The organism is Clostridium sp. MD294 (assembly GCF_000364165.2).
Classification (GTDB): Bacteria; Bacillota; Clostridia; order Lachnospirales; family Anaerotignaceae; genus Coprocola.
Map to the genome: position 1 here is coordinate 781317 of NZ_CP097810.1, position 24272 is coordinate 805588.

The following is a 24272-nucleotide window of genomic DNA, read 5'->3' on the forward strand; positions in this document are numbered from 1 at the left end:
TTATAGAAAAAGGAACATTTATGAAAAAAGCTATATTATGTTATTTGGAAAAATATTTTAATTATTGGCATCATAAAACTGGATTATTGCCTAGTGTACCATTTGATGGAGAATTTAATACAGAATTATATATTGGAGAAGTAAATAAATATGGTTATATTCAGTGGATATATCAAGAAAATACAAAAAAATTTGACTTTGGAAAATTAGAAAAAGAAATAAAAATAATATTGAGAGAAGAAATAAAAGAATATTTAAATTCTTATAAATTTTTGGAATTACTAGGATTTTTAAATGAAAAACTTGTTTACTTTGATGCCATAAATGACGTGGAAGATAGTGTAGAAAAAATAATATTACAACACAAGTATATAAAAGAAATAGAAAAAAGTGCAGATAGTAGAGATTTAAAAGCATTAGAAAATTGTATTGAAATTGGAAGTTATCAAGGTATATTTGAACTGTATTTTGATAATGAGAATGGGAATATTGTAATATATGATTTTGATTGGCATAAAAAAACAGTGATAGCAGATACATTTGAGGAACTTTTTGAGAATTTGAGGCCTAATAAAAAAGGAAATTTTGAAAAATGGTAATATTGTTTGAATAGTTTAAAAACTCCTTAGTATAGGGAGCTTTTTCCATATATTTATATAAAAAAGGAGAGGATTGAAAAAGTGGTGTAAAAATTTAAATGAAAACCAATTATAATATAGTTTCTTAATAAACTAAAAAGTATGAAACAAAAGGAGAAAAATATTATGGAAAAAAACGAATTACGTTATCAAACATATGTTGCAATATTAAAAAGAGAATTAGTTGTAGCAATGGGTTGTACAGAACCAATTGCACTTGCATATTGTGCAGCAAAAGCAAGGGCGGTATTAGGACAAATACCTGATAAAGTGACGATAGAAACAAGTGGAAATATTATTAAAAATGTGAAAAGTGTTATTGTGCCAAATACCAACGGAGAAAAAGGCATTGAGGCAGCGGCAGCCATTGGTATTATTGCAGGAGATGAGAAATTAGAATTAGAAGTATTAAGCAATGTTACAGAACAACAAAAAAAAGAGTTCTTAGAATATAAAAAGAACACAAAAATTCAAGTAAAACAAGCAGAAAGTGATTTACTTTTAGATATTATTGTAAAAGTATATAAACAAGATAGTTATGCTATTGTTCGTATTGCTAATGCACATAGTAATGTGGTATATATTGAAAAAGATGGTAATGTACTTTTAGATAATGGAATTGTGAAACAAGTACAGGAAGATGTGCCTGATTACAGTTTGCTTTCTGTACAAGGAATTTATGATTTTGCACAAATAGTAGATATAGAAGATGTAAAAGAAGTATTAGATAGACAAATAGAATATAATAGTGCGATTGCAGAAGAAGGATTAAAAAATAATTATGGTGCAAATATAGGCTCTGTATTATTAGAAACATATGGTAATGATATTAGAAATCGTGCAAAAGCAAAAGCAGCAGCAGGTTCTGATGCAAGAATGAGCGGTTGTGAATTACCTGTTGTTATTAATTCTGGTAGTGGTAATCAAGGTATGACGGTTTCATTACCAATTATAGAATATGCCAAAGAATTAAATATAGAAAAAGAAAAATTGTATAGAGCGTTAATTCTTTCTAATTTAATTGCAATACACAAAAAAACAGGTATAGGATATTTATCAGCATATTGTGGTGCAGTAAGTGCAGGAGCAGCAGCAGGAGCAGGCATTGCCTATTTAAAAGGTGGTAGCTATGAGGACATTACACATACAATTGTGAATGCACTTGCTATTACATCAGGTATTATATGTGATGGTGCAAAGGCATCTTGTGCAGCAAAAATTGCATCAGCAGTTGATGCAGGTATTTTTGGATATGATATGTATTTAAAAGGACAGCAATTTTATGGTGGAGATGGCATTGTATCAAAAGGAATTGAAAATACAATAAAAAATATTGGTAGATTAGGAAAAGATGGTATGCGTGAAACAGATAAAGAAATATTAAAAATTATGACTTGTGTTGACTAATGTTGAGATTTGAGTATTTACTTTGCTTTATGAAATATATTCAAGCAAAAAATTTTGTTTTTTCAGCTAAAAGAGCTCCTCGATATGAGGAGCTTTTTCCATATGTCTGTGCTACATCAAAAAGGCTTGAAATACCAGCAATAGTACAACCTATCAAAAAATGACGTAATATATAGTGGTCAATCTGTATGGCAAAAAGTGGCATAAAGAAGAAAAACAGTAATTGTCTTATAAATCTTTTGAATAAATGAATTTTATCTATTTTAATTTGAGAAATTACTGCTATAATAAAACAGAGTATAAAAGATTTTACAAATGATGTAAAAGAACGTTCTTCTACTACAAATAGAAATCTAAGTAATAAAACAGGAATAAATCTTTTTAAAAATGTTTTATTGAATATGTTAGACATTATTTTTACCTCTTTTTTTATAATACATTACCCATAGAAACACCAATATAATAAAATACAATAATATTAAAAGGATACATTATGTAAAATAAGTATTTTAGTCCTTTCCCCTTTTTTCCGTTATATAACAATAGCAAAGGTAATGAAAATATCATTAGCCATTGTGTAGTATACCATAAATCGTTTTTTAAAAATCTAATTTCTATATCCAAAAATGCTGAACAAAAAAACTCAAATATTTCTTTTAAGTGCATTAGCAAATTATTTTTACTTGTAATTGCAATATAAGTTATTTTATTGCCTATACGATATAGCAAATTTGTATTTTGAAAAATGAGTATAGTAAATGTAATCAAAATATAGCTGATACTAAATTTTTTATAAGAATGAAGAAACAAGTACATACAAACACCTAATACTACAAATAATATACCATAATTCATATATGCAGAAATAACAAATAATGGTAATATTATTACGGTAAATTTATCTGGCATATTAATAATACACATAATATAGAGTGTATTTACTACAACTTGCCACAATAAAAATATACATAAGTATTTTTTTGCATATTTGTTTTGACTTTGAAAGCAGTCTATTAAAAATAGTATAAGAAGTGTTATAAATATTGTTCTTATGTAATTGATGTTTTGTAATATTATAGCATCAATAATACCCATAAACACACTAAAAGCATAAATTCGAAACAGATACTTTTTTTTATTACTCGTGTTGCTATAGCCTATTACAGCACAAAATAAAAATATAGGCGCTGATAGTCTTCCTATATATCTTAACCATTCGGGCATATTAGGAATAAAAAATCCAATATGGTCAATTAACATTGTAATAAGTGCAAATAATTTTAATACAGTTGTTGACATTATTTTTCTCCTATAATAGTTACTATTTAAAACTTATTATAGTACCTATGGTAAAGAGATACAATATGCAAATAGTATAAAAATATTGTAAAAATTTGTTATATTTTATACTACTCTGACAATAAAAAAACTACTGCTAAAATTTTGATATTAACAGTAGTATTTTTGTTTATGTTGTAGTAGTGACAGCATCCCAATCTGTAACACCATCTACTTTAAGCAACCAATTTAAAGCATAATGCCTTTCATAAATTACACCAAAATCTAGAGCATCTATTGTTTTGTTGTTAATACGAGCGTCTACACAAGCCCAATTATAACGAAGTGTTAAATCTTGCAATGTTAATATTTCTTCTTTAGAACGCAATTTCGCGGCTTTGGAAAGACTGTCAAAATTATGGTTCCATATTACATTACCTAATTCTACTGCTTCACAAATTTGATTAGGTTCTTTTAAATCTAATAAAGAAAGTGCCCAAAGAAATATCGCACAACATTCATATCGCCAAGCATAACTATTAAATATTTTTGTTTCTTTGATAGGCGGGTTGTCAATATATTCTTTTTCTTTTACTGAAAAAGAATTTAAGACATGGTATTTTTCTTCTAAAAGAGCAATTTGTTCTTTCATTTTTTGTTCTGGATTATCATATTTTCCACTAATATAAACTTCTGCTTGTATTGCAGTGGCATATGTGGCAATCAAACGTTTTATAATTTCTTCTTTTGTTTGTAAAGTAGTTTCTGCATCAAATACTGCAGAACGAAGTTCCTCTAAATAAGGGATTTTTTTACTTTTTAATATTTCAATTGACTTTTTCTTTCTTTCCATATCTGCCTCTGTAGGTTTTAGTTCTTTTTCTAAAAAATCTGCTGAGGCAATGGGGTGGAATGTATCAAAAGCAGACTGTCCTTGTGTATCTATCAGTAGCCTACCATCATAATGAAATACTTCCATAGTTGGTACAAGTACAAAAGCAGTAAGAGCTTTTGCTGCACTATAAACATTTTTAATAATATTATTTGTTCTTTTTTCATCAGAATTTAATGTAAATTGTATAGAAATAATACAATTGAATAGTTTCATTTGCTGTAATATATTTTCTTTTAATACTTGATTTTTAATAGGAGATTTACTAAAAAAATTTGCCATACCATAAGCTTGTGCAGTTGTTTCTTTTTTATTTGTGATAATACGAATTTTTAGAAAAGTATCATCTTTTAAAGTTAAAACAAATTCTGCATTATTTACAAAATCAAGTTTTTTATATTCTTCAGAAAAAGCTTTTTCAAAAACAGAGGAAATAATATCTGTATTTTTTCGGCAAGAATATAAGCGAATAGCAGCATCATGTTCTTGCTGTTTGGTCTTTGACTGCTGCAGTTTTTCTTGCTGAACTGTTTCTGTTTTTTGCTGTGTATCTTGTTGTTGTGTTTCGTTTTGTGTTGTAGTTGTTTGGCTTTCTGTATTTATAGTATTGCTTTCAGTAACAGAAGAATTTTCTTCTGTCGGCTGTTGAGGTTCTTTTTTCTTTTTTATCCAATCAAAAAGTTTCATTTTGTTTTCTCCTTCATATGTTCATCAAAACAAATATGATTGTATTGTTAGAATATTTTTTTAAAAGTATTTTACTGCTTTTTAGCACTTTCTGGGTATAATTTATATAATATTTCATATTGAAAAAAAGAATATTCTAAAATATTGGTTAGTATTGCACAGCTCATTCCAGCATTTAAAAAATCAAATGTATGGCCATATGCAAATAAACATTTTACAACTATCATTGTATTATAATTTTTTGTAAAAAGTACATCACCTAATTTTATATCTTTACAAAGTCTGCCAGAAAGAAGTAATTCATTTTTATTTACTGTTATATTATAACGTTTAATATAGTCTAAAATTTCTATAAAATTTGTGTTTGCCTTTTGATCGCCATAAAAATATTGGTATATAATAAAACAAGCTTTATTTTTATTACTCACTTATTATCGCCCACTTTCATTTTGCTATTTTAGCAAACACAATATTTTTTATAAAAAAGTGATAATAATATTATTTTTTTATTGTAACACGTTTTTTTTATAATGTCTTTGTATTTTATATATAATTTTGAAAAAATATGGAAGAATTATATACTAATTTAAAATATCAATTTGACACATTTTCATAGCATTGAGTGCTTGTGTATGACTTTCTGGTGTCACACCAGCACAACAGTTTTCGTCAACTATTATAGGAGTTTCCCAAAGCAATGCTTTTATATTTAATGCGTTAGAAATTACACAAATATCAGTACATAAACCTACTAAAGTAATGCGGTCATATTGCTTTTGAGAAAGCATTTGAGCAAGTGCTGTGGAGGCAAAAGTAGGTTTATCAATAATAACAGGATTTTTATTTACACCAGCATTCCAAACGTCTTTTTGTATTTCCCAACCAAAAGTATTTTTAATGCAATGTACTATAGGAAGTTTTTTTCCTTCTTGTGTATCTAAATAATTTTCTGAATGAGTATCTCTTGTATAATATAAATCGCCAGAAAAAGCATTAATTTTTGAAATTACATTTGGTACGATTTGTTGTGCTTGTGTTGTACCTAAACTACCATCTATAAAATCATTTTGCATATCAATAACAACAAGTGCTTCTTTCATAAATAGTTCCACCTTTCTAAATCAATAAAGTTATATATCATATTTTATCATTAAATGTCAATTCATACAACAAAAGAGAATGTAAAAATGTACTTTTAAAAAATATTGTATACATTTAAAAAAACTATTGACATTTTATTATTAATGTTTTAATATAAATACATACAAAGTAATCAATCTATATAAAAAATAAATAAGAAAAAGGAAAAAATATTCGGTTCTTTTGTTATAAGACGTCAATAATAGAAGAAATTCCATTTCTTTATGTCAAACAAGTCATTATAAAGATTGTTTTCATTACTTTGTTGATTATAAATTGAAGCGGAATGTATTTTCCAATACAATTATAGTTAGTAAATGGTAGAAGGAGGAGAGTCCAACAAAATAGTTAATTTCGATATACCCTTTTCTTTGCGACGATGAAAGTTGGGCGTGTTTTTCCAAGAGAAAAGCATATAGTGTTTATGAAGGGAGATATCATAGGACAATATAAAATGGATAAGGCACTATATAATATAGGCTTGAGTCCGATGTTTAAAGCAAGTTTCGTTTTCTATTTCAAAACTGTAAAAGCAAATGGTAAATATAAAACATTTTATAAAGAGATAAAAAATGTATTCCATGTGGAAAAAAAGAGCAAATACAGTATATGAAATATACAACTAAATATGGAAAATGGTGTTGTGATGATTATAAATGACATCTCAATAAAAACACGAATAAAATAAAATAAAGAAAGAGTGAGAAAAATAGAAGTGTTAGAACCAGTTCAGAATGAAAGATAACCTTTCCGTTGAAGTGACAGCGGAGGGGTTATCTTTTTTGTTTTGAATGATAAAATAGAATACTAAATTTTGTAAAAAAATGTGATAGAAAAGGACTAATTCTATATTTTTATCATAAAAAATATTATATCTAAAAAAAATTACACTTTAGAATTTATTTATTTTGTTTATTTTAGAACTAAAATGGCATTATAATTTATAATAAAACATACAAAATTTAAAATAAAAGTACATTTTTAATTAAGATTTACAAATGAATAATAGCATATTAAAATAAGTGATAAAAAATAAAATATATTGCTAAATTAACATGAAAGTAAAAATACAGTAAAAATTTTAAAAATATTTTGTTCTGCTTTTAATGACAAGCTGTTTCATATCATGTTAATAAATAAAAGAGAAGGAGGAAGTTATGGATAAAAATATAGAAAGAATTGCTTTTTCAGAAGAATTAAAAGAAATTTTAAATGCTTGTTCTGATGTAGTTATTCCAAAAACAAGAGCAGAAATTTATGATATGGTATTTGGAGGAGAAAAAGAAAATTCTTTTGACATCACATATACAGTTCATGGCAAAGAAAAAAAAGAAGCAGATGTTGTGCGTTGCCGCAATGGAGCTGCTGTAAATTATACAGAAGATTATATGCGTCGCCGTGACCCAGAATGTATGGTTATTTCAGATAAAAAGCCAACAGATAAGCAACGTTTTGAAGAAGCGTATGGTTATGAATTTTCTAGTTTAAGAAAAGAAACATTGTTGTGGCTGAAAGAAAGAGAATTAATTGTTGTACCATTTAGAGCAGGTGGTAAAAAATATGGCTATCCTGCTATATTAATATGTCCTAAAAATGCTGCTTTTTTTGCATATGCACTTGCAAATTTGCAAGCATTTGTAAATATAGAAGAAGAAATTGTTCCTTTTGTGCCACGTGCTATTATTTATGTTGCACCACCTTTTAGACATACTCATTTTGAGGGAAAACAAGTGTGTGTTCATAATCGTTTAGATAATTGTCATGAAATTTTTTCTTATAATTTGTATCCTGGCCCATCTGCTAAAAAGGGAGTTTATAGTGTATTATTAGATATTGGGGAGCAAGAAAATTGGGTAACTGCTCATGCTTCTGCTGCGAGAATTATTACACCATATGAAAATGAGATTGTAATTATGCATGAAGGAGCTTCTGGCGGTGGAAAAAGTGAAATGCTTGAAGTAGAGCATAGAGAGCCAGACGGCCGTATATTACTAGGAACACATATTGTAACAGGAGGAAAAAATTATTTACACTTGGGAGATACTTGTGATATTGAGCCAATTTCTGATGATATGGCAATGTGTCACCCTGCTATACAAGGCGAAGATGGAAAATTAGGTATTATTGATGGAGAAAATGCTTGGTTTTTGAGAGTAGATGGTATTACAGAATATGGAAGTAGCCCTGCCTATGAAAAAATAGCAATTCACCCAAAAGAACCTCTTATTTTCTTCAATTTACAAGGAGTTGCAGGAGCAACTTGTTTGCCTTGGGAGCACACATTAGACTCTGATGGAAAACCTTGTCCAAATCCTCGTGTAGTTATTCCAAGATATATGGTAAATAAAATTGTACAGGAGCCTGTTGGAGTAGATATACGTAGTTTTGGAGTACGTATGCCTCCAGCAACGGCAGAACGTCCAAGCTATGGTATTATGGGATTGATGCAAATTATACCTCCTTCTTTAGCATGGTTGTGGAGATTGGTAGCACCAAGAGGTCATAATAATCCAAGCATTATTGCTACAAAAGGTATGGAAAGTGAAGGTGTTGGTTCTTACTGGCCTTTTGCAACAGGATTAAGAGTAAGACAGGCGAATTTATTGTTACAACAAATTATTTCCTGTCGCAATACAAAATATATATTGATACCAAATCAGCATATAGGTGTATATAAAGTAGGATTTGCAGCAGAATGGTTAGCAAGAGAATATTTAGCAAGACGTGGCGGGATTAATATTATTAAACGTCAAAATTTAGAGCCTGCAAGATGTCCTCTTTTAGGTTATGCTTTAAAAGAAATGAAAATTGAAAGACAGAACATTAGAAGTGTATTTTTAAAATGCGAACTACAGGAAATGCTTGGTATAGAAGGTTATGATAAAGGTGCAAAAATATTAAATAATTTTTTTGAAAAAGAGCTAAAGAAATTTGATGTACCAGAATTAGACCCACTAGGAAAAGAAATTATAGAATGTTTTAAAAGAGGTGGCACAATAGAAGATTATTGTAATTTAACACCAATGTAAATAATAATTATATAATATTAATTTTATAATATCAATAGAAAAATATTTGATATCATATTTATGTTGTCATACAAATAAAAAATATAAAATAAAATTTGCTATTGACATTTTTATAAAAATGGTTATAATTTTGTTCATGATTAAAGTAAAAAAATGCAGTGACTGAGGGAAAGTAACTTTTACATTTGTTTTCAGAGAGTTGTCGGTTGGTGTAAGATAATAACAATAAATTGTGAAAATCTCCTCAAGAGCAGTTGAACTAAAGAATTCAGAAATAATTTGTGTAGGTTCAAACGGATTAATTCTTCGTTAAAAGAATTAGCATTAACACATTATTGTGTAGATGTTTTGAGGTGGCTATATTTATTTATAGCAATAAGAGTGGTACCGCAGAGCCTAAGACTTTGTCTCTTGAATAAAAAAGAGATAAAGTCTTTTTTTATAGAAAAATAGTAAAAACAAATGAAAAATAGTAATTACGAAAAATATTTAATGAATGGGGAAATGGATATGATGAAAACAGGTGCAGAAATTATAGTTGAGGTATTGGTAGAAGAAGGTGTCGATGTTGTATTTGGCTATCCTGGAGGAACTGTAATAAATATTTATGATGCTTTGCTTCAAAATAAAGATAGAATTCGTCATATTTTAACAGCACATGAACAAGGAGCATCTCATGCAGCAGATGGATATGCTAGAGCAACAGGAAAAACAGGTGTTGTGATTGCAACAAGTGGACCAGGTGCAACAAATATTGTAACAGGCATTGCTACGGCATATATGGACTCTATTCCTATGGTTGCTATTACAGGAAATGTAACAACAGATGCTATGGGACGTGATAGTTTTCAAGAAGTATATATTGCAGGGGTTACATTACCTATTACAAAACATAATTTTCTTGTCAAAAATATAGAAGATTTAGCAGATACATTAAGAGAAGCATTTCGTATTGCACAAAGTGGACGTCCTGGCCCTGTTTTAGTGGATATTCCAAAAGATTTAACTATAGCAAGTTATGAATTTGAACATAAAGAGATTGTTAGGTCACAACACCATGTTCCTGTAAAAGAAGATGATATTAAACATCTTGCTAAATTAATTAATAAAAGTGTTCGTCCTGTTATTTATTTTGGTGGTGGTGTTATTTCGTCAAGAGCTTCTCGTGAATTGAGTGAATTGATTAATACTTGTTCTATACCAGCCTGTCATACACTTATGGCAACAGGAGTATTAAGTTATGGTGATAGATTAAATTTAGGTATGGTTGGTATGCATGGTCATGTTTCTAGTTCAAAAGCAATTAATGAGGCAGATTTGTTGATTGCTATTGGTACAAGATTTTCTGACAGAGTAGCAACAAATAAAGAGAAATTTGCATCAAATGCTATTAAAGTACAAATTGACATTGATGATACAGAAATTGATAAAAACGTAAGAACAAATTTTAGCATATTAGGCGATGTGAAAGATGTTATAGTAGGATTAATGAAATATGTGCAGCCTTCAGAAAGAAAAGAATGGATAGAAACAATAGATAAATGGAGAGAAGAAATTGATTATCACCCAGTAGATGATGAAAATACTATTAAACCTTTTAAATTGGTAGAAGCAATTTCTGAATTAAGTGGAGAAGATGCTATTATTGTAACAGATGTTGGACAGCATCAAATGTGGACAGCACAGTACTGTAAAAGAACAAAACCTCGTTCTTTTTTGACATCAGGAGGACTGGGAACAATGGGATTTAGCTATGGTGCTTCTATTGGTGCAAAAATTGCTTATCCTGAAAGACGTGTTGTTCATATTACAGGTGATGGTAGTTTTCATATGAATTTGAATGAACTTTGTACAAGTGTCACATATGAATTACCTATTATTACTGTAATTATGAATAATCAAGTTCTAGGTATGGTAAGACAGTGGCAAGAACTGTTTTTTGAAAAAAGATATGCTTATACCACATTGGATAGAAAAACAAATTATGTGAAATTAGCAGAAGCATTTGGAGCAAAAGGATACAGAGCAACTACTGTAACAGAATTTAAAAAAGCGTTTGAACAGGCTTTACAAAACACAAACTGTCCTAGTGTGATAGAATGTATTATTGATAGAGATGAAAAAGTATTGCCTATGATACCACCAGGAGGCAGTTTTGACGATATTATTGTAGATTAATGATAATTTAGGAGGAAGGATATTATGAAAAAGCATATATTATCTCTTGTAGTACAGAATAATTTTGGTGTTTTGGCAAGAATATCAAGTTTATTTGCACGTAGAGGATATAATATAGATTCTATTTCTGCATCACCTACAGATAACCCTAAAATTACAAAAATAACGGTTGTAGTAGAAGCAGATGATGAAATTATAGAAAAAGTATTTAAACAGGTTTCAAAATTGGAAGAAGTGGAAAAAGTAACACAAATAGATGAAAAACAAGCTATTTGTAAAGAATTGGTATTGCTAAAAATTCATACAGAAGATACTGCTACTAGTGCAAAAATTAGTAACACAGTATCAGAATTTCAAGGAAAAATATTAGAAATACAACCAAATGCTATTACAGTAGAATTGTCAGATATTCCAAGCAATGTAGATAATTTTGTGACAGCATTATCTAAATTTGAAATTGAAGAAATGTGTCGTACAGGTGTAACAGCGTTATAATGTATAGAAATCGGTTTTTATAACCGATTGATATAAATAAAAAAGAAGTAAAAAAGAATGAATAATATTACGGAGGAGAAAAATTATGGTACAAATGTATTATGACCAAGATTGTGATTTGAATTTATTAAAAGGTAAAAAAATTGCTGTAATAGGATATGGTAGTCAAGGACACGCTCATGCTTTAAATTTGCAAGAGAGTGGCTGTGATGTTGTAGTTGGTTTAAGAACAACATCTGCAAGTTGTGCAAAAGCAGAAGCAGCAGGATTAAAAGTATTAGAAACAGCAGAAGCAGCAAAAGTTGCTGATGTTATTATGATGCTTGTTCCAGATGAAGCAGCTCCAGATATTTATAATAAATCTATTGCTCCAAATTTGCAGGAAGGCAATATATTAATGTTTGCACATGGCTTCAACATTCATTTTAATCAAATTAAAGCACCAAAAAATGTTGATGTTATTATGGTTGCACCAAAAGGTCCTGGACATATTGTAAGAAGCCTTTACACAGAAGGACAGGGTGTACCTTCTTTAATTGCGGTGTATCAGGACTTTTCTGGTAAAGCAAAAGAATATGCTTTAGCTTGGGCTTGTGGCATTGGTGCAGGTAGAGCAGGTATTATTCAAACAACATTCAAAGAAGAAACAGAAACAGACCTTTTTGGAGAGCAAGCTGTACTTTGTGGTGGTGTAACAGAATTGATGAAAGCTGGTTTTGATACATTGGTAGAAGCAGGATATGAACCAGAAATGGCATACTTTGAATGTATACACGAAATGAAATTGATTGTTGACTTAATCAATAGAGGCGGTTTTGCTGAAATGAGATATTCTATTTCTAATACAGCAGAATATGGCGACTATCGTACAGGAAAACGTTTGATTACAGAAGAAACAAGAAAAGAAATGAAAAAAGTGCTTTCTGAAATTCAAGATGGTACATTTGCAAGCGAATGGATACAAGAAAATAAAGCAGGCGGTTGTGCAAAATTCCTTGCTACACGTGCAAAAGAAGCAACACACCCATTAGAGGCAGTAGGTGCAAGATTGCGTAAAATGATGAGCTGGTTAAAAAAATAAAAAATAAATATTATTATTGTCAATGGCAGAATTTGTATTCTGCCTTTGGCAATTTTCAATAATAAGCTGTGTATATAACAATAAAGTAGGCTATTATTTATATAAAGAGTTTAGCATTGAAAGAATTTTAAAGGGATTAATTATGATAAAAGAGATAAAAGTAAGTTTTTATTCTACAAATGCAGATGATGTTGAAATAATGTTGATGAGTAATATTACAAATCAAATGGAAGTAGAGGAATGGATAATTCAAAAGATACCATCACTTCATTTTACAGGGTGTAATTATCCTCATGATTTAGAAAGTTTTTACGATATATATTTTAATAGTGATATAGAAGAGGAATGTGATGCAAACAATATTTACTATTTGCTGAAACAAAATATAAAATATAGTAAGGATATAAAATTTTCTGTCAGTATTGTTGATGATAAATGTAATTTTATAAAAGAAATAGGTAATAACAACAAATGAATAAAAAATAATAGGAGGTAGTATTGTGGAAAGAAGAAGTTATAATGTAACAAAAGGTGCAGAAAAAGCGCCACAACGTTCTTTATTGAGAGCTTGTGGTTTAACAGATGAAGAAATCGAAAGACCTTTGATTGGTATTGTGTCTGCTTATAGTGATATTGTACCTGGACATATTAATTTGGATAAAATTACAGCAGCAGTGAAAACTGGGGTTTCTATGGCAGGAGGTACGCCTATTGTTGTACCAGCGATTGGCGTATGTGATGGTATTGCTATGGGACATATTGGCATGAAATATTCTCTTGCATCAAGAGAGCTAATTGCAGATAGTGTAGAAACAATGGCAAATGCACATTGTTTTGATGGATTGGTATTAGTGCCAAACTGTGATAAAATTGTACCTGGCATGATTATGGCAGCAGCTAGAATTAATATTCCTTCCATTGTGGTAAGTGGTGGTCCTATGCTTGCTGGCGATGTCAATGGAGAACATACAAGCCTTTCTAAAATGTTTGAAGCAGTTGGGTCTTATAAAGCAAATATAATAAACGATGAAGAATTAAAATATTATGAAAATAATGTATGTCCTGGCTGTGGCTCTTGTGCAGGTATGTACACAGCAAATTCTATGAATTGTTTGAGTGAAGCAATCGGTATGGCCTTACCTGGAAATGGAACAATACCTGCAGTGTATTCTGGAAGAATTCATTTAGCAAAACACGCTGGTATGAAAATTATGGAATTGGTAGAAAAAGACATTAAACCAAGAGATATTTTAACAGAAAAAGCATTTCGAAATGGACTAGCTATGGATATGGCATTAGGCTGTAGTACAAATAGTGTTTTACATTTACTGGCAATTTCCCATGAGGCAGGTTGTCCTTTAGATTTGAATATGTTTAATGAAGTGAGTGAAAAAACACCTAATTTGTGTCACTTAGCACCTGCTGGCCCTCATCATATACAAGATTTGTATGCAGCAGGAGGAGTACAGGCTGTAATGTCAGAATTAGCAAAAAAAGATTTGATTGATACTAGTTTAATGACAGTAACAGGTAAAACAGTAAAAGAAAATATTACAGATGCAATAAACAAAAACACACAAGTGATACGTGACATTGATAATCCATATAGTACAACAGGAGGTATTGCAATACTTTGGGGAAATATTGCAAAAGAAGGGTGTGCTGTAAAACAATCTGCTGTAGCAGCAGAAATGCTTGTACACAAAGGTCCTGCAAGAGTATTTAACAGTGAAGAAGAAGCTATTGCTGCAATATTTGGAGGAAAAATTAAAAAAGGTGATGTTGTAGTAATACGTTATGAAGGACCAAAAGGTGGGCCAGGTATGAGAGAAATGTTAAATCCTACTTCAGCATTAGCAGGTATGAAATTGGATAAAGATGTTGCTTTGATTACAGATGGCCGTTTTAGTGGTGCATCAAGAGGTGCTTCTATTGGTCATGTTTGTCCAGAAGCAGCTACAGGTGGTGAAATTGCTCTTTTGAAAGAGGGCGATATGATTAGTATTGATATTCCAAATAGAAAAATAAATGCAGAAATAAGTGAACAAGAATTTGAAAAAAGAAGAAGAGAGTTTGTCCCAAAAGAACCAAATATAAAACATGGCTGGTTAGCAAGATATTCAAAATTAGTTTGTTCCTCTAATGAGGGAGCAGTTTTAAAATAAAGAATGATAAAGGCGTATAACAGTTTTTACTGATGAACGCCTTTTTATTTTATGTTGTTTATCAAATAGTATAATTTGTTATATAGCAATAAGTAAATAGTATTTTATTATGTTACATTAATATATAAGAGATATATCAGATGTAAAATTGTACAGTTTTTTGCACACCAGATTATATGGATAAAGTATTCATTTTTAGTATTAAAATTGTATATTTATACTAATTGTACAATATATAATAACATAGTTTTATAGAAATAATACTGTTATTTTAATAGTGGAAAATATTTTATAATATAGTATATTTCAAAATATTGCTTGTTATTTAATTATTTGTTTTATGTAGTTATTTGACTTTATGTAATAGAAGTAATTGGTGTATTCTCTTGCATATTATAATTGAATATGATATGATATGCTCAATAGTAAATGATAAAATAATATAAATATTAATCAATTTAACTAAAAATAATGTAATGTTATGAAAGAATTTTCTGTAGAAATGTAACATTTATATTTATATATTTCATTTCATGTTTTAGAAGTTATATATAATATAACAAATATAATCAAAAGTGTAATATAAAAATAGATAAATACTTGGTTGATTTAGAATAAAAAGGAGGAGAATTTTTTAATGTTTCAAATGACAAAACGTTTTTTTGCAATAAGTGGTATTTGTTTGGTCGTATTGTGTACTGCTGTATTTGTTTGGATAGGCTCATATATGAACCAAAAAAGTGAAAAGGCAATTACTGAAATAGGTGCAATTTATATGTTAGAGATGAGTAAACAAATTCATCAAAAATTTGATGCTATCATTGATTTAAAATTGTCACAAGCACAAGGTATCGTAAAACGTACACCACAACAAGGTGTTCAATATAGCGACACTATGTTGCAAGAACTGGCATTAAGTGCTGAAATTCGTGAATTTACATATTTGGCACTTTATACAGAAAATGAAGAAGAACAAATTGTTTATGGTAAACCTATTAGAATAGTAGACAAACAAGAATTTAGTGAAATATTGAAAGACAAAAGTAAGAGAGTAACAACAGGCTATGATGAAAATGGAGATAAAGTTTTAATACTGGCCATTGATGCAGAATACCCTATGAAAGGAAACAATAAAAGTTCTTCACTAGTGGTAGCATTACCTATGAGTTATTTAGAAAGTGCTCTTGTATTAGATGAAAAAACTTCTATTATGTATTCACATATTATTCGTAAAGATGGAAATTTTGTAATTAGAAGTGGAGAAGGATTTCAAGAAGATTATTTTACTCGTATTAAAGAACTATTTTCAGAATTACATGGAAAAACACCAGAAAGATATGTTCAAGAATTAAAGAGTGCTATGGAACAAGACGAAGATTATTCTACCTTAATTATGGTAAATGGTGTATACCAACAGCTGTATTGTTCTTCTCTACCAAATTCTAAATGGTATTTAGTTGCAGTTATGCCTTATGGAGTTTTAAATGATAGTATTAAAGAATTAAGTGATATAAGGCAGTATACTATATTAGAAGCTTGTGGTACTATTTTAATTGGGATACTTATTATTTTTATATTGTATTTCAGAATGTCACAGCAACAGCTTAAAGAGTTGGACAAAGCAAAAAAAGAAGCAGTTGAAGCAAACAAAGCAAAAAGCGAATTTCTTTCTAATATGAGCCATGATATTCGTACACCAATGAATGGTATTGTAGGTATGACTGCTATTGCTGTGGCAAATATAAATGATACAACAAGAGTAAAGGATTGTTTAACAAAAATAACATTATCAAGTAAACATTTATTAGGTTTGATTAATGATGTGTTAGATATGTCTAAAATTGAAAGTGGAAGACTAACTTTAAATATGCACCAAATTTCTTTAAGAGAAGCAATGGAAAGTATTGTGAATATAGTACAACCACAAATTAAAGCAAAAAATCAACATTTTGATATTTTTATACAAAAAATTCAGACAGAAAATGTATTTTGTGATAGTGTACGTTTAAATCAAGTATTAATTAACTTATTGTCAAATGCTATTAAGTTTACACCAGAAGATGGCAATATCAGAGTTTATTTAGAACAAGAAACTTCACCTGTTGGTCAAAATTATATAAGATGTCATTTTAGAGTAAAAGATAGTGGTATTGGAATGACAAAAGAATTTCAAGAAAAGATTTTTGAAAAATTTTCGAGAGAGCAAAAAGAGCAGGTATATAAAACAGAAGGTACTGGATTAGGAATGGCAATTACAAAATATATTATAGATACTATGGGTGGTACAATACAATTAAATAGTGTACCAGGAAAGGGAAGCGAATTTCATATTATATTGGATTTAGAAAAAGCATTTACAAAAGAAGAAGATATGCTTCTTCCTCCATGGAATGTATTGGTAGCAGATAATAATGAAGACCTTTGTCAAAGTGCTGTTTTTTCATTAAAAGAAATAGGAATAAATGCGGAATGGGCTTTAAATGGAAAAATGGCAATAGAAATGGTTAAAAAACGTCATCAAGAGAACAATGATTATCAAATTGTGCTTTTAGATTGGAAAATACCAGATATGGATGGCTTAGAAACAATGCGTGAAATTAGAAAACAAGTAGGAAATAATATTCCTATATTGATTATATCTGCATATGATTGGAGCGATATAGAAGAAGAGGCGTTAAAAGCTGGAGCAAATGGATTTATTTCAAAGCCATTGTTTAAGTCTAATCTATTTTTAGGCTTAAGTTCTTTTATGATAGAAAAAGATGCAGAAGAAATACAACAAAAACAAAAAGAACAAAATTTTGTAGGAAAACATATATTATTAGCAGAAGACAATGATTTGAATTGGGAAATTGCAGAAGATATTCTTTCAGAAGCTGGATTTGAATTAGAAAGAGCAGAAAATGGTCAAATTTGTGTACAAAAATTTAAGAATTCAGAGGTAGGTTATTTTGATGTAATATTAATGGATATTCGTATGCCAGTTATGAGTGGATATGATGCTGCAAAAGAGATTAGAGCGATGAAAGAACGTGCTGATGTGAATTTACCTATTATTGCTATGACAGCAGACGCATTTTCTGAAGATATACAACATTCTTTGGAATGTGGTATGAATGAGCATGTATCTAAACCAATTGATGTAGATAGACTGATACAAATATTGAAAAAATACTTAAAATAAAAATAAAGTATGATGTAAATAGAAAGGTTGATAGATGGTGGTAAAAAGAAAAATTTTAATTGTAGATGATTCAGAAATGAATCGTTCCTTATTATCCGATATGTTATCAAATGAATTTGATATTATAGAAGCAGAAAATGGAATGGAAGCTGCGGCAATATTACATAATCAAGAACACGAAATTTCTGTTATACTTTTAGATATAGTTATGCCAATTATGGACGGATTTGGTTTACTAGAAACAATGAATAAAAATGGCTGGATTAAAAGCGTGCCAGTAATTATTATTTCAGCAGAAACAGTGCCTTCTTATATGGATAAAGCATATGATTTAGGTGTATTGGATTATATCAGTAGACCTTTTGATGAAAGAGTAGTACAACGTCGTGTTACTAGCACAATTATGCTTGCAGCAAAGCAAAGAGAGTTAGCACATATGGTAACAGAACAACTTTATGAAAAAGAAAAAGATAGCAGATTGATGATTGAGATATTGTCTAATATTGTAGAATTTCGTAATGGAGAAAGTGGTTTGCACGTTTTACACGTTCATACTTTAACAGAACTTTTGCTAAAAAAATTAATGGAAAAAACAGATAAATATGGCATTTCAAAAAGGGATATTTCTTTAATTTGTAATGCTTCAGCACTACATGATATTGGAAAAATTGCAATACCAAGTGAAATTTTAAATAAACCAGGACGTTTAACAAAAGAAGAATTTGAAATAATGAAAACACACTCTGCAGCAGGAGCAAAGATGTTAAGTTGTATTCCTATGAGAGAAAATGAACCGTTAATTCAAGTAAGCTATCAAATTTGCAGATGGCATCATGAAAGATATGATGGAAGAGGTTATCCAGATGGTTTAAAGGGCGAAGAAATCCCTATTGCAGCACAAGTAGTTGCGTTGGCAGATGTTTATGATGCCTTGACAAGCGAAAGGGTATATAAAGCTGCTTTTACACATGAAGTAGCAGTAAATATGATATTAAATGGAGAATGTGGTGTATTCAATCCTATTTTAATGGAATGTTTAACAGAAATTTCAGATACTTTGGAAAAAGAGTTTAAAGAAATTTCGGCAACAAGTCATTTTCAAAGAGATTTACTTGAAACAGTAGAGCAACAAATGATGGATATTAATGAATTAAATGTATCTGAAAGAACATTTCGTTTGCTAGAACATGAAAGAATGAAATATCAATTTTTTGCAAATATGTCTAAAGAAATACAATTTGAATATACTGCTACACCAGAAATGCTTATGCTTTCTGAATGGGGGGCAGAGTACCTAAACTTACCAGAAATGATATTAAATCCAAAAGAAAGCACTTTTGGAAATCAAGTATTCTTTAAAGAAGATTTTGAACAACTTTTGAAAAGATTAAAAGATACTACACCAGAAGACTCTATTATAAAAGAAACTTACCTTTTAAATATTAATGGAAGTCAAAGATGGAGCGAAGTAATTGCGAAATCAATGTGGACAAATGAAGAACCTCCATTATATGAGGGTGCGATTGGAAAAATTGTAGATATTCATGAGTATCTAGAAAAAATGAACCGTTTAGAGTTAGCTATGGCACAAGATTCTTTAACAGGATTATTAAATCATAGTGTTGCAAAAAATAAAATTTCTTCTCTTTTATCAACACAACAAGAAAAGAAATATATATTACTTTTGATTGATATTGATGATTTTAGAAAAGCAAATGATGAGTATGGTCATCAATCTGGAGATAAGATTTTACAGTATATAGGAGATACTATTAAAAATAGTATTCGTAGTGCAGATATAGCTGCTCGTATGAGTGGGGATGAATTTTTAATTTTTATGGAATATAAAGACACTACAAAACCACAAGTAGAAAGAGTATTTCATAAATTACATGGAAAATATAAAGATTTTGATATTAATGTAAGTATGGGAATAGCATCTTCAGAAGACTGTGAACGAAAAGAATATGACGAATTGTTTGAAAAAGCAGATAAAGCATTATATACAGCCAAACATAATGGAGGACATACTTATTGTTTTTATAATGAAGATATAGAAGTTGTTTGGAAAGCAAAATTTTCACAACAGAAAGATAAATAGTAGTGTGAAAGGGGAAAAAGTACAATGACAGTAAAACAGTGCTATGAAGCAATGGGAGCAAATTATGAAGAAGTAGAAAGTAGATTAAGAACAGAAGAAAGAATTAAGAAATTTTTGCTGAAAGTGTTAAATGATAAAAGCTATGATTTGTTGTGTAGTTCTATAGAACAAAGTAATATGGAAGAGGCATTTCGTGCTGCACATACTTTAAAAGGAATTAGTCAAAATTTGTCATTAACTACATTATATCATTCTACTAGTATTTTGTCTGATATATTAAGAGATAATCAACAATATAATGAAACAGCATCAGAGGCATTTGAACAAGTAAAAAAAGATTATGAAAAAGTGATAGAAGCAATTAATGTATTATCATAATGGTACTATAATACAGTTTATATAAAAAATTTTTATAAACTGTATTTTTTTTATAAAAAATAAGTTTATTATTTGACAGAAACAATGTTTTACTGTACCATTAAAACAAAATAATTTTAGTAAATGTGTAGTAATCATTTTATAAAAATTTTGTTTTTTCAGTAGAGTTATGATAAAAAGAAAGAGGAATTTATAACAAATGTATCAAAAATTAAATTGTAATGATAAACAAGATTATTTTAAACCCCTTTCTAAAAGAGAAAGAGAAGGCGTTTATTTTTGTCGTTTTATTGGTTTTGATGAAGAATTACTAATATGGGAAAGAAAAATACAAATAGATTGCCAGAAAAATGGAAAATATATATCAAAAAAATTACCTCAACCAAATGAAAATGAAGTTTTCCATTTTTTTGATAAAGTAGGACAATTTGATTTTGTAATAGAGCAAAATTTGTTTTATGAAATTATAGTAAAATGGTTAGATTTTGTACCTCAGAAAATACAAAAAAATATTTCAGAAGCAATATATTATATATTATATGAATTAAGTACAAAACAAAATAACATTAATATATTAAAAAATACATTTGTAAAATTTATGTGCTGGTTAAAGTATTATTTTGGAAATATGCTTTGCACTTTAGGAGAGGAAGAAGTACCAAAAATACTTTATGAGGGAGATATTTCAAAATATGAATTATATCTTTTAAGAGTGTTGTGTTTTAGTGGCTGCGATGTTGTATATGTTCATTTTTATGATGAGGCTTCTTATTTTAAAATAGATACTGCTGCAATGTGGTCTAATGTGATATATGGAAAAAGAAGAGGACAACCTCCAAAACACTTTAAAAATATTGACTTAAATGTACTAGAAAAACAGCAACAAACAGATAAAAATATACAATCAGTATCTGATTTTGTAAAAACAAATATATTACAAAAAGAAGATTTTTGGCAAAATTTATTTCAAACAAATAGTCAAAGAGCACTGTTAGATAGAAATCATTATTATAATATTTTTATACAATATATTGGCGTTGACCAATTAGAAATATATCAAAATAGATTATATACATTAAAACAAGAGTTAAAACAAAAAGCCAAACCTTTTTTGATAGTAGAGCAAAATATAGAAAATCCTTCTATAGAAGAAAGTAATACATTACGTTTAACAAAATATGAAAATCAAAAAGATATGCTACAACAGTTTTCAGAAAAAATTGTATTACTAGGAAATACAATATTACAAAGACTTTTTCAAAGAGCTTTTTTTACTATAATGGAACAGTATACAGAACAAAGTATTTCTAAAATTTATAATACTGCATTGAAGTTAGTTTGTTGGCTTAATCGTTATAGTAGTATATTGTTTCAAAATTTTGATTATGAACAAATACCTTTGTTTTTATACTATGGTAAAATAAATAAAAATCAAGCATTATTTTTAAATATGCTTTCTTATTTGCCTGTAGATGTTTTATATATTTCACCTAAAAAAGAATATCATACTGTATTTGAAGAAATAGAAAACAATAGTATAGTGATTGAATTAGAAAATGACAGTGAAATGTTTTGTTTTCCTCAAAAGGCAATAAGAGTAAAACAAGCAACGACTGCTTATCAAGCAGAAAGAGAATTAGATAGTATATTATATGAAGATACAGGATTATATAGACCAAAACAGTTTATACATTCACAGACAGTTACATTAAAAACAATATATGAAGAAATCAGTATTATTTGGAAAGAAGAAGCAAAATATCGTCCTGGTTTTGAAATAAAAGAAAATATAGTTACTATACCAAATATTTTTGCAAAAATAAATGGCGTAAAAGAGGGAGATATTTCAAAATATTTAAAAAGTATTTCTGAACTTTTGACAGAAAATACAATATTTATTAAAAATTTTCCGTATATTGCAAGAGTAGGACATTCTCCTTCTTTTGCTGCACAATTTTTAAATAAAAATAAAATTGATATAAAAGCAGTCAAAAAACATTCCAATTATCGCTATGATTTTTTAAATTTACAAACACAAAATTATATATTACAAAAAGCACAAGAAATGTTAGATTTGAAATGGATAGAAGCAGAAGGTGTGGATATAGAAAAAGTAATACTTTATATTATTTTAAATTTAGATAAAATCACATTACAAATGATACAACAATTTGATTTTACAAAAGAAATTCCTAAAGTTGTAGTAGTTTCTGTTAATGAAAATATAGCAACATTAGAAGATGCTATTTATTTACTTTATTTAAATTTAATAGGATTTGACATTGTGGTGTTTACTCCTACAGGTTATAGAAATATTGATAAATATATTAGTAAAAAGGCTTTTGAAGAATATGAAATAGGGGAATATTTATTTCAAATGGAAATACCAGAAAGAGCAAAATTGGAAAGAATGGCTATAACAACAGAAAGTGGATTGTTTAATAGAATATTTGGAAGGAGAAAATAACAATGGCATTAAATTTTAAACCTACAGTTACTCAAAGTACTACTCAAAATATAATAGAGCTAGAAGAAATAAAAGAATATAATATTGTGGAACAAAGACAGGAGATGACAAAAAATTTAGTAAATTCTAAAGAGGTTGATGATATTGTAAGTGCCATTGATGTTTATAATCCTCAAGAGATTGTGTCATTTGGTGCAGAAGCAGCAGAAGGCATTTCAAAATGTTCAGACCAAATATTAAATAGTGTCAATATGAACCAAATTAATGACTCAGGGGAGTTGCTCAAAACATTAGGGAAAATTATGGATAAATTTGATTTAGAAGAAATTGCAACAGAAGAAAAAAAAGGTGTTTTGGGTAAATTATTTGGAGGAGCAAAAAAACAATTAGAACAAGTGCTTTCAAAATATCATACTATGGGAGATGAAGTTGATAAAATTTACATTAAATTGAAAGAATATGAAAATGAAATTAAAGTTTCTAACCAAAAATTAGAGCAGATGTTTCAAACAAATGTAGAATATTATCAAACTCTTGTAAAATATATATTAGCAGGAGAACAAGGTGTAAAAGAACTTGACCAATATTTACAACAAATGCGTCAAGACTATCAACAATCTCAAGATGCTGTATTACAAATGGATATTATGGGATTAGAACAGACAAAGGATATATTAGACCAAAGAGTAATGGATTTACGCATTGCAGAAAATGTAGCAATGCAGTCTATTCCTATGATTAAAACAATGCAGTTTAGCAATTTGAATTTAATCAGAAAAATTAATTCTGCTTTTATTATTACATTGCCTGTATTTAAACAAGCACTAACACAAGCTATTCTTTTAAAAAGACAAAAAATACAAGCAGAAGCAATGGCAGCATTAGATGAGAGAACAAATGAGATGCTTCTAAAAAATGCACAAAATACAGTAAATCAATCTAAACTTACTACACAATTAGCGTCAGGAAGTTCTGTTAAAATAGAAACATTAGAAAAATCATGGCAAACTATTGTAAATGGTATTGAAGAAACACAAAAAATACAACAAGAAGCACAGCAAAAAAGACAACAAGATATACAACGCTTAAATCAATTAAAAATAGATTTTAATTCAAAAATGAATACAAATTTATAAAATATAATTAAGGAGG

18 protein-coding genes and 1 other annotated feature are annotated in these 24272 nt (G+C 28.8%); of the genes, 13 read left to right on the forward strand and 5 right to left on the reverse strand.

All coding sequences use genetic code 11. From position 1 onward, the window contains the following. The first annotated feature begins 20 nt into the window (after positions 1–20). Positions 21–599 (forward strand): SecY-interacting protein Syd, encoded by a 579-nt coding sequence (locus C820_RS03790; protein WP_004038193.1) that lies wholly within the window; start codon positions 21–23, stop codon positions 597–599. A gap of 165 nt (positions 600–764) precedes the next feature. Then, on the forward strand, positions 765–2045 hold the full coding sequence (locus C820_RS03795) for an L-cysteine desulfidase family protein (RefSeq protein WP_004038192.1): 1281 nt from the start codon (positions 765–767) through the stop codon (positions 2043–2045). Positions 2046–2085: 40 nt separating this feature from the next. Here C820_RS03795 and C820_RS03800 read toward each other — a convergent pair whose 3' ends face one another. The 5 genes from C820_RS03800 to C820_RS03820 all read right to left on the reverse strand — a co-directional run bounded on the left by C820_RS03800 (position 2086) and on the right by C820_RS03820 (position 6002). After that, positions 2086–2457: a hypothetical protein gene (locus tag C820_RS03800; protein WP_004038190.1), complete on the reverse strand. Its 372-nt coding sequence runs from the start codon at positions 2455–2457 to the stop codon at positions 2086–2088. Positions 2458–2474: 17 nt separating this feature from the next. After that, the gene (locus C820_RS03805; protein ID WP_004038187.1) at positions 2475–3344 is read right to left on the reverse strand and encodes a TraX family protein; all 870 of its coding nucleotides are present in this window, start codon (positions 3342–3344) and stop codon (positions 2475–2477) included. Between the two features lie 169 nt (positions 3345–3513). Further along, a complete protein-coding gene (locus tag C820_RS03810) occupies positions 3514–4902 on the reverse strand; it encodes a DUF4272 domain-containing protein (RefSeq protein ID WP_004038185.1) in 1389 nt (462 codons plus the stop codon). Between the two features lie 71 nt (positions 4903–4973). Beyond that, positions 4974–5330 carry a hypothetical protein gene (locus C820_RS03815; RefSeq protein WP_004038184.1) on the reverse strand — a complete coding sequence of 119 codons (357 nt, stop codon included), beginning with the start codon at positions 5328–5330 and terminating at the stop codon, positions 4974–4976. 153 nt (positions 5331–5483) lie between these two features. Then, positions 5484–6002, reverse strand: a complete 519-nt coding sequence (locus tag C820_RS03820; protein WP_004038183.1) for a cysteine hydrolase family protein — start codon at positions 6000–6002, stop codon at positions 5484–5486. 1197 nt (positions 6003–7199) lie between these two features. Between C820_RS03820 and C820_RS03825 the strand changes: the two genes are divergently transcribed. The 11 genes from C820_RS03825 to C820_RS03875 all read left to right on the forward strand — a co-directional run bounded on the left by C820_RS03825 (position 7200) and on the right by C820_RS03875 (position 24256). Continuing rightward, positions 7200–9071, forward strand: a complete 1872-nt coding sequence (locus C820_RS03825; protein ID WP_004038182.1) for a DUF4914 family protein — start codon at positions 7200–7202, stop codon at positions 9069–9071. 149 nt (positions 9072–9220) lie between these two features. After that, positions 9221–9486, forward strand: a binding site (T-box leader). Positions 9487–9581: 95 nt separating this feature from the next. Then, a complete protein-coding gene (ilvB, locus tag C820_RS03830) occupies positions 9582–11249 on the forward strand; it encodes a biosynthetic-type acetolactate synthase large subunit (RefSeq protein ID WP_035296955.1) in 1668 nt (555 codons plus the stop codon). A gap of 24 nt (positions 11250–11273) precedes the next feature. Next, the gene (gene ilvN / locus C820_RS03835) at positions 11274–11744 is read left to right on the forward strand and encodes an acetolactate synthase small subunit (RefSeq protein ID WP_004038180.1); all 471 of its coding nucleotides are present in this window, start codon (positions 11274–11276) and stop codon (positions 11742–11744) included. A gap of 85 nt (positions 11745–11829) precedes the next feature. Further along, positions 11830–12825, forward strand: coding sequence for a ketol-acid reductoisomerase (gene ilvC, locus C820_RS03840; RefSeq protein ID WP_004038179.1), 996 nt, complete (start codon positions 11830–11832; stop codon positions 12823–12825). Positions 12826–12967: 142 nt separating this feature from the next. Then, positions 12968–13300 (forward strand): hypothetical protein, encoded by a 333-nt coding sequence (locus C820_RS03845; RefSeq protein ID WP_156801463.1) that lies wholly within the window; start codon positions 12968–12970, stop codon positions 13298–13300. 25 nt (positions 13301–13325) lie between these two features. Continuing rightward, complete coding sequence (gene ilvD, locus C820_RS03850; protein WP_004038177.1) at positions 13326–14990, forward strand: dihydroxy-acid dehydratase; 1665 nt, start codon at positions 13326–13328, stop codon at positions 14988–14990. A gap of 637 nt (positions 14991–15627) precedes the next feature. Beyond that, complete coding sequence (locus tag C820_RS03855) at positions 15628–18174, forward strand: response regulator (protein WP_004038175.1); 2547 nt, start codon at positions 15628–15630, stop codon at positions 18172–18174. A 34-nt stretch (positions 18175–18208) separates the two neighbouring features. After that, positions 18209–20275: a bifunctional diguanylate cyclase/phosphohydrolase gene (locus C820_RS03860; protein ID WP_004038173.1), complete on the forward strand. Its 2067-nt coding sequence runs from the start codon at positions 18209–18211 to the stop codon at positions 20273–20275. Positions 20276–20299: 24 nt separating this feature from the next. Further along, a complete protein-coding gene (locus tag C820_RS03865; protein WP_004038171.1) occupies positions 20300–20653 on the forward strand; it encodes an Hpt domain-containing protein in 354 nt (117 codons plus the stop codon). Between the two features lie 199 nt (positions 20654–20852). After that, entirely contained in the window at positions 20853–23120 is a 2268-nt protein-coding gene (locus C820_RS03870) for a YceG family protein (protein WP_004038168.1), read from the forward strand. A 2-nt stretch (positions 23121–23122) separates the two neighbouring features. Beyond that, positions 23123–24256 (forward strand): toxic anion resistance protein, encoded by a 1134-nt coding sequence (locus C820_RS03875; protein ID WP_004038165.1) that lies wholly within the window; start codon positions 23123–23125, stop codon positions 24254–24256. The last annotated feature ends 16 nt before the right edge of the window (positions 24257–24272 follow it).